Genomic DNA, 14,807 nt, shown 5'->3' on the forward strand with positions numbered 1-14,807 from the left:
TCTGGCGGCGTCCTGATGACGCCGCCTTTCTCTCAACAGAAAGAGGTTTGATCGCATGAACGTTACCGTAACATCCCTACTCTCCGCCCTCGCGCTCTCCGTTTCCTTTAGTGCTGTTAGTCACGCTGGCACTTCCGCTTCATCAACCGATAAAATCGTCATTGCCCATCGTGGTGCCAGCGGCTATTTACCTGAGCATACGCTTCCGGCGAAAGCGATGGCCTACGCGCAGGGTGCCGATTATCTGGAGCAGGATCTGGTGCTCACCAAAGATAACGCGCTCATTGTCCTGCATGACCATTATCTGGATCGCGTTACCGATGTGGCAGAACGTTTTCCGCAACGCGCCCGTAACGATGGACGCTTTTACGCTATCGACTTCACTCTACAAGAGATCAGGTCGCTGAAATTCACCGAAGGATTCGACATCAAAGACGGCAAGCAGGTACAGAGCTACCCGAACCGCTTTCCGATGTGGAAATCCGATTTCCGTATTCATACCTTTCAGGAAGAAATTGAATTCATTCAGGGTCTGAATCACTCAACTGGCAAGAACATCGGCCTCTACCCCGAAATCAAAGCGCCATGGTTTCACCATCAGGAAGGGAAAGACATTGCCCGCGAAACGCTGGCCGTGCTGAAGCAATATGGCTATACGAAGAAAAGCGATAAGGTCTTTCTACAATCGTTTGATGTTGCAGAGTTAAAACGCATCAAAACCGAATTGCAGCCACAAATGAAGATGGATCTGAACCTGATTCAACTGATCGCCTATACCAACTGGCATGAAACCTACGAGAAACAGGCCGATGGAACGTGGGTGAATTACAACTACGACTGGATGCAGCAGCCCGGTGCAATGAAACAGATTGCGACCTATGCCGATGGTATCGGCCCGGACTACCACATGCTCGTCCAGAAAGGGGCGACGCCTGACCACATCACCTTTACCGACATGGTGAAGGAAGCCCACCAGCATAAACTTCAGGTACACCCGTTTACGGCAAGGGCAGACCGGCTACCGGCGTACGCCAACGATATCGATCGGCTCTACGATATTCTCTATCGTCAGGCAGACGTTGACGGCCTGTTCACCGATTTTCCCGACAAAGCGGTCGATTTCCTGAAAAAACCGCGCTGAAGTTCAGCTTTCCCATCGAGCACCGCATGCCCGATGGGACATCGGTTCAAGAATATACGGATTACTTCAGAAACAATTCCCGCAGGTAATTCGGCACCGCGCTGTCCGCGTTAGAGCCAATCACCTCACGATCTGGCAGTAAATCTTTCAGGCGCTGATGCGCGTTCTGCATCACGCAGCCTTTACCCGCCATCGACAACATTTCGTAGTCGTTCATGCCATCGCCAAACGCGACACACTCTTTGAGCGAGAAGCCGATAATCTTCGCCACCTGCTCCAGCGCGTGGCCTTTAGACACGCCGCCCGCCATCACTTCCAGACAGGTGAGCGTCGAGAAGCTTACGTTGACGCGATCGCCCCAGCGCGCGTTGATCGCTTCTTCCAACGGCAGCAGCTGTTCATGGGAATCGCAGGTAAAGAACACTTTGCTGACGCCATCAGTCTCAAGTAGTGCAGGTTCAAACAGCTTGTATTTAAAGATCGATTCTTTGAAGAATCGCTCTTCTTCCGCACGCGGACGGTTCATAAACCACTCATCATCGCGGTAAACGTGCGTCAGCATATCGGGGTTATTATGTACGACGCTGTAAAGGTCGCGGGCAATATCCTGATCCAGATTGTGGCTGAAAATCAGCTCACCCTGCGAGTTGTGCACGCGCGCGCCATTCGAGGTAATCATAAACGCGCTGATACCGAGATTATCGCGGATCTGCGCGACATCCATGTGATGCCTTCCGGTAGCGAACACAAAGTGAATCCCTTTCTCCGTCAGCAGCCTGAGGGTTTCTTTCGCATACGGGGACAGCGAGTGGTCAGGTGACAGCAGTGTGCCATCTAAATCGGACGCAACGACATGGTACATAACGATGAGATCTCACTTCTGGTGTATTGGCGGCATACGCCGCAAAAATTAATGATAACGCGCAAAGTGCGAAAAGATCAGCGCAAATGCCTGAGCGCGGAGGTTATCCGTTTCAAAGAGAATTTCATGCCGCGCACCGCAGATAACCTGTAAAACGCCGTCAGAATTGGCGTTTCCATTCTGCACCAGTGCCTGACAGAACGCATTCTGACTACGGTTATCGACCACGCGATCTTCCTGCGCCTGCAATAGCAGAAGCGGCGTGGTGATGGCGCTAGCCTGTGCCAGCAACTGTTTTCCCGCCTGTAGTGCCTCGCGCACCCAATGGTAAGTCGGCCCGCCTACGCGCAAATCCGGTGAATCCGCATAAAAGCGGATGCTGCGCTGGTAACGCTCACGACTGTGCGTCAGCACATTCATCCGATAAGGTAAAGGACGCCACTGCCCGGTGCCGATAGCGTAATAATCACGTATCGCCGGGCGGCGCTCCGCCCAATCAACAATCCATCCGGCCACACAATGAGGAAGCGGTAAACGAATGCCAAACATCGGTGCACACAGTGCCGCCGCATCAAATATCGCAGGTTGGCGAGCCAGAAGCTGTGCCAAAATCGCTCCGCCCATGGAATGCGCTAGCGCAAACCGCCGGGTATATCGCTTAACATCAAGATGTTGCTGACACAGTGTTTCGGCATCATCGACATAATCACTGAAACGCAGCACGTGTCCACGGTGGCCGTCTTGCAACATCCGTCCAGATCGCCCTTGCCCACGGTGATCCATAATGAGCACATCATAGCCGTGATGAAAGAGATCGTAAGCCACTTCGCTATATTTGACATAGCTTTCGATACGGCCTGAAAAGACAACAACGATCTTGTCATGCTGGGGTGCAGTAAAACGGACAAACCGGATTGGCACAGCATCCACGCCAGAGAATTCGCCTTCTTCGCGCTGACGCCAGAAATCCAGTAATTCTCCGGTAGAAAAAGCGGCAAACTGCGCTTCTCGCGTCAGCAGACTGGTCATTAACGATTCAGGCGTTAACGGTTCCGACGTAAACAACGTATTGGGGCGTTGAATCATCACACCTCTCCGGTGACGCAGGGAAAACAAAGCTAGCGGAAGAACATGACAAGCAGTAGAGCACGAGCGTATTGTGACATAAAAAACAGACAGACTCTCGTAATACAGAACGTGGTTCAGGAGCAGTATTTCATGACATTGGATTGGTGGTTAACCTACTTACTCACAACGCTTATTCTCAGTCTCTCCCCCGGTTCGGGTGCCATCAATACCATGAGCACCGGCATCAGCCACGGCTATCGCGGTGCAGCGGCCTCCATCTGTGGCTTGCAGGTCGGGCTGGCTATTCATATCGTGCTGGTCGGCATCGGATTAGGCGCATTGCTTAACCAGTCCGTGCTGGCTTTCGATGTATTGAAATGGCTGGGCGCAGCTTATCTGATCTGGCTAGGTATTCAGCAGTGGCGCGCCGCTGGCGCACTCGACCTTCAGGCGCTTGCCAGCGCCATGCCGCGCCGTAAGCTGTTTAAACGTGCGATATTGGTCAATCTAACCAACCCGAAAAGCATTGTGTTTCTGGCGGCGCTGTTTCCGCAGTTCATTATCCCTCATCAACCGCAGGCCGCACAGTATCTGGTGTTGGGTATCACCACCGTCGTGGTCGATGTTATCGTGATGATTGGTTACGCCACGCTGGCCACACGTATCGCTGGGTGGCTGAAAGGCCCACGGCAGATGAAAACACTCAACCGGATATTTGGATCGCTGTTCGTGCTAGTCGGCGCATTACTCGCCACAGCGAGAAAGGCCTGATGAAGGCAGCGCGCCGTATCGAATCACGGCGCGCTGTTGTTTCTCCTGCGGGAACGCTCAGGAAGAACGGTTAGCGAGAGAAAATCAGGTGTAGGCCAAAACCGGTAAACAACACGCCCGCTACGCCATCCACCCATTTAGCCAGACGCTGATAGCCACGACGTATGGTAGGTAGGGCGAAAACCATCGCAACCAGACTGAACCAGATCAGCGTTTCAATCGATATCAGCGCAAACAGCCCCCAACGCGCACCGCTGCCGACGCTGTCGCCAACAAACAGCGAAAACACGCTGCCGAAATAGATCAGCGCCTTTGGGTTAGCCAGATTCGTCAGCAGCCCACGCATGAAGGTTTTGCCACGCTGCGGCAATACCACCGCCGTTTCCTGCGTGGTTTCCAACTGCGCTTTACGCCGTGCCGAGCACAGCATCTGCCAGCCCATCCAGCACAGATACAGACCACCGCCGACGGTAATAGCAGTATGTAACCAGGCCATTTTTTGCAGCAGCAGGTGCAGCCCCAGCAGCGCGATAGCCGCCCAGACCACCACGCCCAGAGAAATGCCCAACACGCCCATCATCGCTTCGCGGCGCGAACGGCTAGCCGCAGTTTGTGAAACGAAAAAGAAATCCGGCCCCGGGCTCATCAGCGCAATGAAATGCACCAGCGCCACCGTCAGAAATAGCATCAGCATGTTGGTTTTCCTTTTTTTAAATGCAATCAGATAAGGCGAGCGTTACTCGTCATCATTATCAACATGATCGCGAATCATGTTCATGAAAGGCGCACCGAAACGTTCAAGTTTGCGGTGACCGACCCCGTTGATATTCAGCAACTCACCCGCCGTGATCGGCATCAATTCCGACATCTCTAGCAGCGTGGCATCGCTGAACACCACATAAGGCGGAATATTGTCCTCATCCGCGATGGATTTACGCAGTTTGCGCAATTTGGCAAACAGCTTACGGTCGTAATTTCCGCCGTAAGATTTTTGATTCGTGCGGGGTTTCAGGTTAATCACACGCGGCACGGCCAGTTGCAGCGGCACTTCTCCCCGCAATACCGGACGCGCAGATTCGGTAAGCTGTACGGCAGAATGCATCGTAATGTTCTGGTTCAGCAAACCCAGATGAATCAACTGGCGCAGCACGCTGACCCAATGTTCTTGCGATTTATCCTTACCAATACCGTAGACCGGCAGTTTGTCATGGCCGAAGTCACGAATACGCTGGTTATTCGCACCGCGCAATACCTCGACGATATACCCCAGACCAAAACGCTGCCCGACACGATACACACAGGAAAGCGCCTTTTGCGCCTCGACTAATCCGTCATAGCGCTTCGGCGGATCGAGACAAATATCGCAGTTGCCGCAGGCCTCTTGGCGTCCTTCACCGAAGTAGTTCAGCAGCACCAGGCGGCGGCAGGTCTGCGCCTCGGCAAACGCGCCCATCGCATTGAGCTTATGACGTTCAATATCCAACTGTGGCCCGGCGGGTTTCTCTTCCAGACAACGGCGCAGCCACGCCATATCCGCCGGATCGTAAAACAGCGCCGCTTCTGCCGCGAGACCATCACGTCCGGCACGCCCCGTTTCCTGATAGTAGGATTCGATGTTGCGCGGAATATCAAAATGCACCACGAATCGCACGTTAGGCTTGTTGATGCCCATACCAAAGGCGACGGTCGCGACCACGACCTGAAGATCGTCACGCAGGAACGCTTCCTGCACCTGTGCGCGTCGTTCATTGTCCAACCCGGCGTGATACGCTCCTGCACTCAGCCCACGGGCCTGCAAGCGCGCGCTGATATCCTCCACGCGGGAACGGCTATTACAGTAGATGATGCCACTTTTGCCACGCTGCCCCTGTACGAACATCCAAAGCTGATCGAGCGGTTTGAACTTCTCCACCAGCGTATAGCGAATATTCGGGCGGTCAAAACTGCTGATCTGAATCAGCGGCGAGCGAAGATCCAGCAGGCGAACAATATCGTTGCGCGTGGTCTCATCGGCGGTGGCCGTCAGGGCAATAAAAGGAAGATGAGGGAAACGCTGTTTAATCTGCCCCAGCGCGCGGTATTCAGGACGGAAATCGTGCCCCCATTGGGAAATACAGTGCGCTTCATCCACCGCGATCAGTGAAATCTGCCAGTGGACAAGGTGATCGAGGAAGCTGTCCGTTGTCAGGCGTTCTGGTGCGATATAAAGCAGTTTTATCTGACCGGTACGGCAACCTGCCATCACTTCAAGCTGCTGTTCGCGCGTCTGCGTTGAATTAAGGCAAGCGGCCGAAACACCGTAGGCCTGAAGCTGATCGACCTGATCCTTCATCAGCGAAATCAGTGGAGACACCACCAGCGTCAGTCCATCCATTACCAGCGCGGGGATTTGGTAGCACAGCGATTTACCGCCCCCCGTCGGCATAATGACCAGACAGTCCTGCCCACTGAGCGTCGCGCTGATAATTTCCTGCTGACCCGGTCGGAATTGCTGGTAGCCGAACGTGTCCCGTAGAACCTGAACCGCCAGCGCTTCCTTATTCAATACTTCCGCCGTAGACACGCCTTCCCCAATTCAATGAAATCAAACAGGCGCTATTTTCAGCGCCGTCGGGTAAAACTGCAATCGCTAAATCACACGATCGTTAGAACATGTCGTTCAGCGTCACCCCAACACCGAAGCGGGTCTGACGATGATTGTAGTCAATCAGCGATTCACCGTAGCCGCTGAAGACCTTGGTGTAGAAACGGACATGGCGCGTCAGCGGGTAGCTCCAGCCCAGTTCGCCACCGCCGTAGCCGCTGTTCCAGTTATAACGTCCTTCCGCACTAAATACGCTATCGCCCCACACATAACCGACGCGCAAGCGGTAATGACCCATGTATTTGATGATATCCGGGTTATCGTCCTCGCTATCAGAAAAACGTACCCACGGCTTCACATCAACCTGCCAGTTACCGTTCTGCGCCATCAGACGCATATAGGCACGGTTCCAACTGCGTGAAGTCGGTTCGGAACGGCCGTTAGACTGGTGATTAAAACCCATTTCCACATCCCGCAGCGTCCAGCCTGCTAATGTGTAGTTGGTTGCCCAACCTAAGAAAACCTGTGGCTCATAATCCGTTTCACGGAATGGAGAAGACTCGCTTTTATTAGAGAGCTGCCACCAGGAGCGCTGGGTATAAGACGCGCCCAACAGCGAGTTCCCCCCCAGAATACCGCGCCAGATCGGGAACCCAAGGCTCAACTGATAATGCACTTCATCTTTACGGGCTTCATCACCCCAGTTATAGCTCTGTATCGCCGTTTTATTGATGTTGCTGGTGTAGGTATACAGCAGGTAGTTGCTTTCGTAAGGATAGAGAATAAACGGGGTGTCATGCTCTTGTAACAGGCTGGCGATAATACTGCCACGTACCGCGGGTTGATTCGGCGCAGGGGAGTTTGTTGTATCCTCAGCATGAGCCTGTGCCATCAGTAATGCTGCCAGTACGAGTACTATTTTACGCATTCATTTTCTCCGACATTTTTTTATACGACGTTCGTTTTATCCGACGTTCGTTTAACTAACTCGTGGTGAGTCGTTCCCCACTCAAGCCCGCCATTCTACACAGTTCCGCGACGTTTGAATTACCGTTCCCCGGTTTCTCGGCCTTTTCTGGCAAGAAACAAAATCAATGCATAAAATAAACACTTACATAACGTTTTAATTTCAAATTAAATACATTTGTGCGTATCTCTTATCCGGGCGGGAAACGACTATGGCTGACGTACCATCATTTCAGGGAGCCCCCTCATTGCAGGGAACGACCTTAACCAGAGATACCGTGCGCCAACTCGTTGGCGAGATTTTCATTTACAAGATGCCGTTCAACATCGAACTTGGCCTTGAATTACAGCAGTTTGACGCCGATAAAGCCGTCCTGACGTTCGCTCGGCAAGAGAAGCTCATCGGCAATGCGGCACAACAGATTCTGCACGGCGGCGTGATTGCGGCGGGGCTGGACGTCGCAGCCGGATTAGTGTGCGTCGGCAACACGCTGCTGCGCCATGAAACGATCAGCGATCGGGAATTTCATCACCGACTTGCACGCATGGGCACCATTGACATGCGGGTCGATTATCTGCGACCGGGCTACGGGGAGCACTTCACCATTACCAGCACGCTGCTGCGCGGTGGTAATAAAATCGCCGTCGCGCGCGCCGAATTGCATAACGAACAGGGTTCGCATCTGGCCAGTGCCACCGCAACCTATATTGTCGGATAGCTGGCAAACCCTGTAATGAACACTTTACGTGAAAGCGCTCACAGTTTTGGGTAGACTTAGCGTTTTCCCGCCGTCCTTATCGAGTCACCCATGAATGCGCAACAAACCCGTGAGGGGATATTTTTCGCCCTCGGCGCGTATTTCATTTGGGGAATTGCTCCCGTTTACTTCAAGCTGCTTGAGCACGTTCCACCCAATGAAATACTGACGCACCGTATTATCTGGTCATTCTTCTTTATGCTGATCCTGCTGACGGTCGGCAGAAAATGGCGTCAGGTGAGCCATGCCTGCCGCAACGTCAAGCATCTGTTTCTGCTGGCGTTAACAGCGGTACTTATTGGCGGGAACTGGCTGTTGTATATCTGGGCGGTCAACAACCATCACATGCTGGAAGCCAGTCTGGGATATTTTATCAACCCACTGGTTAACGTCATGCTAGGTATGATCTTTCTAGGGGAACGTTTTCGTCGTCTGCAATGGCTGGCGGTACTGCTCGCGGTGACTGGCGTACTGGTTCAGCTATGGACATTCGGCTCGCTGCCGGTTATTGCACTAGGGCTAGCATTCAGCTTCGCGTTATACGGGCTGCTGCGCAAAAAAATTGGCATCGACGGGCAAACCGGCATGCTGATCGAAACACTCTGGCTACTGCCGGTGGCGGTCATTTATCTGTTTTTTATTGCCGACACCCCAAGCAGCCATTTGACTGCTAACCCTTGGTCGCTGAATCTGCTACTGCTCTCTGCCGGTATCGTCACTACAGTACCGCTGTTGTTCTTCACCGCGGCGGCCATGCGCCTGCGCTTGTCGACGCTCGGCTTTTTCCAGTATCTCGGCCCCACCATCATGTTCATACTGGCAGTGGTGTTCTACGGTGAAACATTCAGCAGTGATAAACTGATTACCTTTGCCTTCATTTGGGGCGCGCTGGCGCTATTCATTCTGGATGCACTGTATACGCAACGTAAGCTACGGCGTACGCCTGCTACAACGTCCCAACCTCAACACGGCGGGAAATAAAGCGCGATAAGATCGGGCTAAACAACAGCGTCGAAAACAGCCGCAGCGTCTGCATGGCAATAACAAATGCCATGTCGACTCGACTGCCTGCGGCGATAATCGCAATCGAATCCAGCCCGCCAGGGCTGGTCGCCAGAAAAGAGGTCAGTATATCCACCGGCATTATTTTCGTCACCATCCATGCCATTCCGCCGCACAGCAGCATCAAGCCGACAATCGATGCCATCATGTGGGGCAACGTGCGTATCGCCAGCAAAAAGATCGGGCGGGTAAAACACAAACCCACACTCCAACCAATCACAGCATAAGCCAACGCCAGCAGCCATTCCGGCGTTTGCAGCTGTAATGTACCGCTGGCATGCAGCATCGAACCGATAATCATTGGCCCCAGTAATGCTCCAGAGGGAATACGTAAGCGCCTTGCTAGCCATGCGCTGCCGAATGCCACGCCGAGCGTCGCGATAAAACGCCAGTCTAATGAAGGGAACCACACCAGCATCGCGCTGTTTTCTGCCGCGTCATCCCCCAAACTCAGGCGTGCCACAAACGCCGCCGAAGCGGTCACCATCAACACCCGTAAATATTGCATGAAGGCAACCAGTCGCACGTCCGCGCCGAACTCTCCAGACATGGCAACCATGGCAGACGCCCCGCCCGGCGATGCGCCCCAAGTTCCGGTCGTTCCGGGCAGCTCGCTAAATTTGACCAGTAACCAGCCAGATAATCCGCTGGCCGCCAGTGTCGCCAACAAAATGAACAGCACCAGCGGCCATTCATTCAGCAAAGGGGTCAGGATAGAAAAAGACAGGCTTTGTGCAACCAAACAGCCCAGAATGGCATTACTACCTGCAAAGCCGACAGGCGGAATACGAATCGTCGCGCCATTTAACCCCATCGCTACGCCAACCATCATCGGGCCCAGCAACAGCGCAGCAGGAACGTGGTAAACCTGTAGTCCAAACCCCAGAATTAATGAGACCGACAGCAGGATTCCCCATTGCACCCACGGTGACATCCCTTTCATCTACACGACCTGTATTTGACAATAGAAAGTAATAATAGAAAGTAAGAACAGAAAAGCGATTCGCCATTCTAAACAGAATAACCAGAGAATAAACAGGAATAGTAAGGCCGCAAACTATCAAGCAGGAAAGGGGTTTTGCCTCGAAGAGAAGAAACGCAACGCGCCTGATGGTTAATCTCCGTCAGGCGCATCAGTGAAAACTTACAGCCAGTTTTTACGCTTGAAATAAAGGTACGGCGCCAGCCCGGCGAGAATCATTAACACAATCGCGCCCGGATAGCCAAACGACCATCTCAGCTCAGGCATAAACTCGAAGTTCATCCCATAACTGGACGCCACCAGCGTCGGCGGCAGGAACACCACAGATACCACCGAGAAGATCTTGATAATCCGGCTCTGTTCGATGTTGATAAAGCCCATCGCCGCCTGCATCAGGAAGTTAACCTTCTGGAACAGCGATTCGTTATGTGGCAGCAGAGATTCGATATCGCGCAAAATTTCACGCGCCTGCTCCAACTGGCCGGATGGCAAGCGGGCTTTACGCACCAGAAAATTCAACGCACGTTGGGTATCCATCAGACACAGGCGGACCTTCCAGCCCACGTCTTCCTGTTCCGCCAGCGTAGACAACGCATCATCGTACTCTTCACCCTGCCGCCCTTCCATAATGATGCGGCTCAGCGATTCCAGATCGCTGTAGATGTTCTCGATTTCGTCCGCCAATTGCTCAATTTTCGTCTCAAAGAGATCGAGCAACAGTTCATAAGCATTGCCGTCTACCAGCGTTTGGTTACGTGCACGCATACGATACAGGCGGAACGCGGGCAGTTCACGCTCGCGCAAGGTATACAAGCGACCATCGCGAATAGTAAACGCCACGGTAGAGTTACCGGCGTGATCTTCCGCGTCTTCAAAGAAGAAAAAGGAGTGAATATGCAGGCCGTCTTCATCTTCAAAAAAACGCGCCGACGCTTCAATGTCTTCCAGTTCTGGACGGGTTGCCAAGCTTTGTCCCAGCTCGGTTTGTACTTTCTCACGCTCATCGTCTTCCGGCTCGATCAAATCGACCCAAATTGACGTAGTGAGATCATCGGAGTCATCCAATTCCAGACGAGATAAACGGCAATTATCCAGTTTAAATGCGCTCAGCATGGGCCATAGCTCCCCTTTCAGTAGCAGAGATGGATAACGCGATTGAAGCACAGAAACAGAGGTGAGGTGTCACCAGTAGGTTTCAGTCCGTTCGACGGATCTGACTCATAGCGACAAAAACAGCATCGCTGACAACCACGAAGGGTATCAGCAGAGGAAGATAGCCTTAGAAGTTGTACCTAATGAACAGGTTAGTGAGCCAGTATCGACTGGGTGTGTCCAAGGCGTTAGTCCTCCGAGAATAATGATGCGCGCATGTTACGCTGAGATGAAAAAGACTTCAACTTTAAAACCGTGGCTGAAACACGCTGTAAAATATTGACCGACAGGATAAGCCGCAAGCGAGAAAATTATTCATTAAATCAATAAGAAACGCGATCACCCCAAAACAAAAGGGAACCGCGTTTATACATTAGGCGTTGTCTGGCAGATAGGCGATGGCGCGGACGGGGAAACCGGGCGCACCCACAAAATTAGGGTAACTAACATGGATATAAGCGCCGGTAGACGGCAGCTGATGCAGATTGTTCAGCACCTCGACCTGCCAGGCATTCTGATTCAGTACAAAGAACTCGCCGATAAGCCCGCTGTTACGACGGAAATCAGCAGCGGAATCCGTATCCAGCGTTTCGTGCCCTACCGCGCTAATGCTGCGCTCTTCAAACAGAAACGTTAGCGCCTCAAGCGACCACCCTGGCGTATGGCTGTGTCCCTGCTCATCTTTATTCGCAAAGGCATCAATATCAGGCCAGCGCGTGCTCCAGCCGCTAGCAAACGCGACAAAGCTGCCTGACGGGATTTCCCCATGTTCACGCTCGAACGCCAGAATATCGTCGACAGAAAGGCGATAATCGGGATCGCGCGCGACGGCGTCTTGTTTATGAAGCACCACGATTGGCAGCAGCAGCTCTTTATTATCAATCCGATCCAGATAACGCTTACCCGCCACGAAATGCCCTGGCGCATCAATATGCGTCCCCGTCTGCGTCGCAAACGTCACCGCCTGCGCATAAAACCCGTGATCTTCGACGTTGAATAAGGTCTTGCGCTGCAACACGCCTTCAAACGCGCCAAAAATAGGAATCGACTCCGTAATCGTGTGCGTGAGATCGACCCATTTTTTCTTCTGTAGCTCGGCAATAATCTGGTCTAACGTCATGGGCATGCTCCTTTTTTATTGTGATACCACACATCCATAGATACGCGGCAGGCCAGCTAGCATTGTCGAAAATGACGAGAAAGGTTAATACAGGATTTTTATAAGATATATAACCCCGTCATACTTCAAACTGCATCGTGACGATCACACCGTTTCCAGTCTGGCGTAGGCGGCGACCAGCCATTTAATACCCTGTCCCTGGAACGCGACCTGAAGACGGGCGTGATCGCCGCTGCCTTCCAGATTCACGATGGTGCCTTCACCGAATTTCGCATGGCGAACCCGCTGCCCTAATTTGTAACCGCTGTCATTTTGCATGACCGGCGTACCGAGGCGCTGGTGGTTAACCGGACGGGAGACGCTAGCGCGTAACCGTACCTCTTCAACACACTCTTCGGGCAGTTCGCCAACAAATCGTGACGGTCGGTGATAGGCTTCTTTGCCGTATAAACGGCGAGATTCAGCGTAGGTTATCGTCAGCTTTTCCATCGCACGCGTGACGCCAACATAAGCCAGACGACGCTCTTCTTCCAGACGTCCGCCTTCATCCAGCGACATCTGGCTAGGGAACATGCCTTCTTCCATACCGACGATAAACACCTGCGGGAATTCCAACCCTTTTGCCGAGTGCAGCGTCATGAGCTGCACGGCGTCCTGATTGGCATCCGCCTGACCTTCACCTGCTTCCAGCGCGGCATGCGACAGAAACGCCTGAAGCGGCATCAGATCCTGATCTTCTTCCTGATAGCTGAACTGACGCGTCGCCGTCACCAGTTCTTCCAGGTTTTCTACTCGCGCCTGCCCTTTCTCGCCTTTTTCCTGTTCGTACATACTCCACAGGCCAGAATCTTTAATCGCTCGGTCAGTCTGCACATGTAGCGGCAGTTCAGAGGTTTCATAGGCCAGCGCGTCAATCAATTCGATAAAGCGTTGCAGCGATGCCGCCGCACGTCCGGCCAACACCTTCTCCTGCAACAGCGCACGCGTGGCTTGCCACAGCGTCAGCTGACGATCGCGCGCCGTCTGGCGCACCACGTCCAGCGTGCGATCGCCAATACCGCGCGTCGGCGTATTCACCACACGCTCGAACGCCGCATCGTCATTACGATTGGCGATCAGGCGCAGATAAGACAGCGAATCTTTGATTTCCTGACGCTCGAAGAAGCGCATCCCGCCGTAGATGCGGTATGGCATACTCTGCTGCAACAGCGCCTCTTCCAGTACGCGCGACTGGGCGTTGCTCCGATACAGAATGGCGTTATCTTTCAGCGCCCCCCCCTTTTCCTGCCAGGCTTTAATCCGGTTGACGACGTAACGTGCCTCATCCAGTTCATTGAACGCGCAGTAAAGCGAAATCGGTTCACCCTCGACACCGTCCGTCCAGAGGTTCTTGCCAAGCCGCCCGCCGTTGTGCGCAATCAGGGCATTCGCCGCTTTCAGGATGTTGCTGGTAGAACGGTAGTTCTGCTCCAGACGGATTGTTTCTGCGCCGACGAAATCTTTCAGGAACAGCTGAATATTTTCGACCTGTGCACCGCGCCAGCCGTAAATTGACTGATCGTCATCCCCGACGATCATGACCTTGGCGCTATCACCCGCCAGCATGCGAATCCAGGCGTACTGAATACGGTTGGTATCCTGAAATTCATCCACCAGAATATTGGTAAAACGCTCACGATAGTGGTTCAACACATGCGGCTTATTCAGCCACAGTTCATGCGCGCGCAGCAGCAGCTCGGCGAAATCCACCAGCCCGGCGCGATCGCACGCTTCCTGATAGGCTTGATAGACACGCTGCCACGTTTGCTCAATAGGGTTGCCGTAGCTTTCAATGTGCTGCGGACGTAAACCTTCGTCTTTTTTACCGTTGATAAACCACATCGCCTGACGCGGCGGCCACTGTTTCTCATCCAGATTAAGCGCCCGAATCAGCCGTTTCAGCAAACGCAGCTGATCTTCACTGTCCAGAATCTGGAAATCCTGCGGCAAATTGGCATCCATATGGTGCGCACGCAGCAGACGGTGCGCCAATCCGTGGAAGGTGCCAATCCACATGCCACCCTGGCTCGTACCGATAAGATGGTCGATTCGATGGCGCATCTCCGCCGCAGCTTTGTTGGTAAACGTCACCGCCATGATGGAGTACGGCGAACAGTTTTCAACAGACAATAGCCAGGCGATACGATGGACCAATACCCGCGTTTTGCCGCTGCCTGCCCCCGCCAGCACCAATAAATTGCTGCGAGGTGCGGCTACCGCGTCGCGCTGTTTGTCGTTGAGGCCATCGAGCAGATCAGAAACGTCCATAGGTACGGGTTATCCGGTGACGGGAAACGCCGCG

The 14,807-nt window shown here is 53.2% G+C and carries 14 protein-coding genes; 4 read left to right on the forward strand and 10 right to left on the reverse strand.

What is annotated here, in order from left to right:
* The first annotated feature begins 55 nt into the window (after positions 1–55).
* Positions 56–1,141: a glycerophosphodiester phosphodiesterase gene (gene glpQ, locus E2566_RS19985; protein ID WP_107170490.1), complete on the forward strand. Its 1,086-nt coding sequence runs from the start codon at positions 56–58 to the stop codon at positions 1,139–1,141.
* Positions 1,142–1,202: 61 nt separating this feature from the next.
* Here glpQ and yigL read toward each other — a convergent pair whose 3' ends face one another.
* On the reverse strand, positions 1,203–2,003 hold the full coding sequence (yigL, locus tag E2566_RS19990) for a sugar/pyridoxal phosphate phosphatase YigL (RefSeq protein ID WP_107170491.1): 801 nt from the start codon (positions 2,001–2,003) through the stop codon (positions 1,203–1,205).
* A gap of 48 nt (positions 2,004–2,051) precedes the next feature.
* The gene (gene pldB / locus E2566_RS19995; protein WP_107170492.1) at positions 2,052–3,089 is read right to left on the reverse strand and encodes a lysophospholipase L2; all 1,038 of its coding nucleotides are present in this window, start codon (positions 3,087–3,089) and stop codon (positions 2,052–2,054) included.
* Positions 3,090–3,221: 132 nt separating this feature from the next.
* On the opposite strand from pldB, the gene rhtB reads away from it, so the two are divergent.
* Positions 3,222–3,842: a homoserine/homoserine lactone efflux protein gene (gene rhtB / locus E2566_RS20000; RefSeq protein WP_107170493.1), complete on the forward strand. Its 621-nt coding sequence runs from the start codon at positions 3,222–3,224 to the stop codon at positions 3,840–3,842.
* Between the two features lie 70 nt (positions 3,843–3,912).
* On the opposite strand, the gene rhtC is transcribed toward rhtB, so the two are convergent.
* From rhtC to pldA, 3 genes are all read right to left on the reverse strand, one after another.
* A complete protein-coding gene (gene rhtC, locus E2566_RS20005) occupies positions 3,913–4,536 on the reverse strand; it encodes a threonine export protein RhtC (protein WP_107170494.1) in 624 nt (207 codons plus the stop codon).
* Between the two features lie 42 nt (positions 4,537–4,578).
* Entirely contained in the window at positions 4,579–6,405 is a 1,827-nt protein-coding gene (gene recQ, locus E2566_RS20010) for an ATP-dependent DNA helicase RecQ (protein ID WP_107170495.1), read from the reverse strand.
* Between the two features lie 82 nt (positions 6,406–6,487).
* A complete protein-coding gene (pldA, locus tag E2566_RS20015) occupies positions 6,488–7,354 on the reverse strand; it encodes a phospholipase A (protein WP_107170496.1) in 867 nt (288 codons plus the stop codon).
* Positions 7,355–7,640: 286 nt separating this feature from the next.
* On the opposite strand from pldA, the gene E2566_RS20020 reads away from it, so the two are divergent.
* Complete coding sequence (locus E2566_RS20020) at positions 7,641–8,111, forward strand: thioesterase family protein (RefSeq protein ID WP_205543215.1); 471 nt, start codon at positions 7,641–7,643, stop codon at positions 8,109–8,111.
* Positions 8,112–8,201: 90 nt separating this feature from the next.
* Positions 8,202–9,131, forward strand: a complete 930-nt coding sequence (rarD, locus tag E2566_RS20025) for an EamA family transporter RarD (RefSeq protein WP_107170498.1) — start codon at positions 8,202–8,204, stop codon at positions 9,129–9,131.
* Here the strand turns inward: rarD and E2566_RS20030 are convergent.
* From E2566_RS20030 to uvrD, 5 genes are all read right to left on the reverse strand, one after another.
* Positions 9,097–10,155, reverse strand: a complete 1,059-nt coding sequence (locus E2566_RS20030; protein ID WP_107170499.1) for an AbrB family transcriptional regulator — start codon at positions 10,153–10,155, stop codon at positions 9,097–9,099. The two genes, rarD and E2566_RS20030, sit on opposite strands and share 35 nt — an antisense overlap.
* 201 nt (positions 10,156–10,356) lie before the next feature.
* On the reverse strand, positions 10,357–11,307 hold the full coding sequence (gene corA, locus E2566_RS20035; protein WP_048262883.1) for a magnesium/cobalt transporter CorA: 951 nt from the start codon (positions 11,305–11,307) through the stop codon (positions 10,357–10,359).
* A 166-nt stretch (positions 11,308–11,473) separates the two neighbouring features.
* Positions 11,474–11,530 carry a YsgD/CorL family protein gene (gene ysgD / locus E2566_RS22065; RefSeq protein WP_349814568.1) on the reverse strand — a complete coding sequence of 19 codons (57 nt, stop codon included), beginning with the start codon at positions 11,528–11,530 and terminating at the stop codon, positions 11,474–11,476.
* Between the two features lie 189 nt (positions 11,531–11,719).
* Entirely contained in the window at positions 11,720–12,466 is a 747-nt protein-coding gene (locus E2566_RS20040; protein WP_107170500.1) for a cyclase family protein, read from the reverse strand.
* Between the two features lie 144 nt (positions 12,467–12,610).
* Entirely contained in the window at positions 12,611–14,773 is a 2,163-nt protein-coding gene (gene uvrD / locus E2566_RS20045) for a DNA helicase II (protein WP_107170501.1), read from the reverse strand.
* Positions 14,774–14,807: the final 34 nt, after the last annotated feature.

It is taken from the genome of Pectobacterium punjabense (genome assembly GCF_012427845.1).
In the GTDB taxonomy this organism is placed as follows: Bacteria; Pseudomonadota; Gammaproteobacteria; order Enterobacterales; family Enterobacteriaceae; genus Pectobacterium; species Pectobacterium punjabense.

Coding starts and splice junctions, on each gene's coding strand:
- glpQ (WP_107170490.1), top strand. CDS start 56: ATGAACGTTACCGTAACATCCCTACTCTCCGCCCTCGCGCTCTCCGTT.
- yigL (WP_107170491.1), bottom strand. CDS start 2,003: ATGTACCATGTCGTTGCGTCCGATTTAGATGGCACACTGCTGTCACCT.
- pldB (WP_107170492.1), bottom strand. CDS start 3,089: ATGATTCAACGCCCCAATACGTTGTTTACGTCGGAACCGTTAACGCCT.
- rhtB (WP_107170493.1), top strand. CDS start 3,222: ATGACATTGGATTGGTGGTTAACCTACTTACTCACAACGCTTATTCTC.
- rhtC (WP_107170494.1), bottom strand. CDS start 4,536: ATGCTGATGCTATTTCTGACGGTGGCGCTGGTGCATTTCATTGCGCTG.
- pldA (WP_107170496.1), bottom strand. CDS start 7,354: ATGCGTAAAATAGTACTCGTACTGGCAGCATTACTGATGGCACAGGCT.
- rarD (WP_107170498.1), top strand. CDS start 8,202: ATGAATGCGCAACAAACCCGTGAGGGGATATTTTTCGCCCTCGGCGCG.
- E2566_RS20030 (WP_107170499.1), bottom strand. CDS start 10,155: ATGAAAGGGATGTCACCGTGGGTGCAATGGGGAATCCTGCTGTCGGTC.
- corA (WP_048262883.1), bottom strand. CDS start 11,307: ATGCTGAGCGCATTTAAACTGGATAATTGCCGTTTATCTCGTCTGGAA.
- E2566_RS20040 (WP_107170500.1), bottom strand. CDS start 12,466: ATGACGTTAGACCAGATTATTGCCGAGCTACAGAAGAAAAAATGGGTC.
- uvrD (WP_107170501.1), bottom strand. CDS start 14,773: ATGGACGTTTCTGATCTGCTCGATGGCCTCAACGACAAACAGCGCGAC.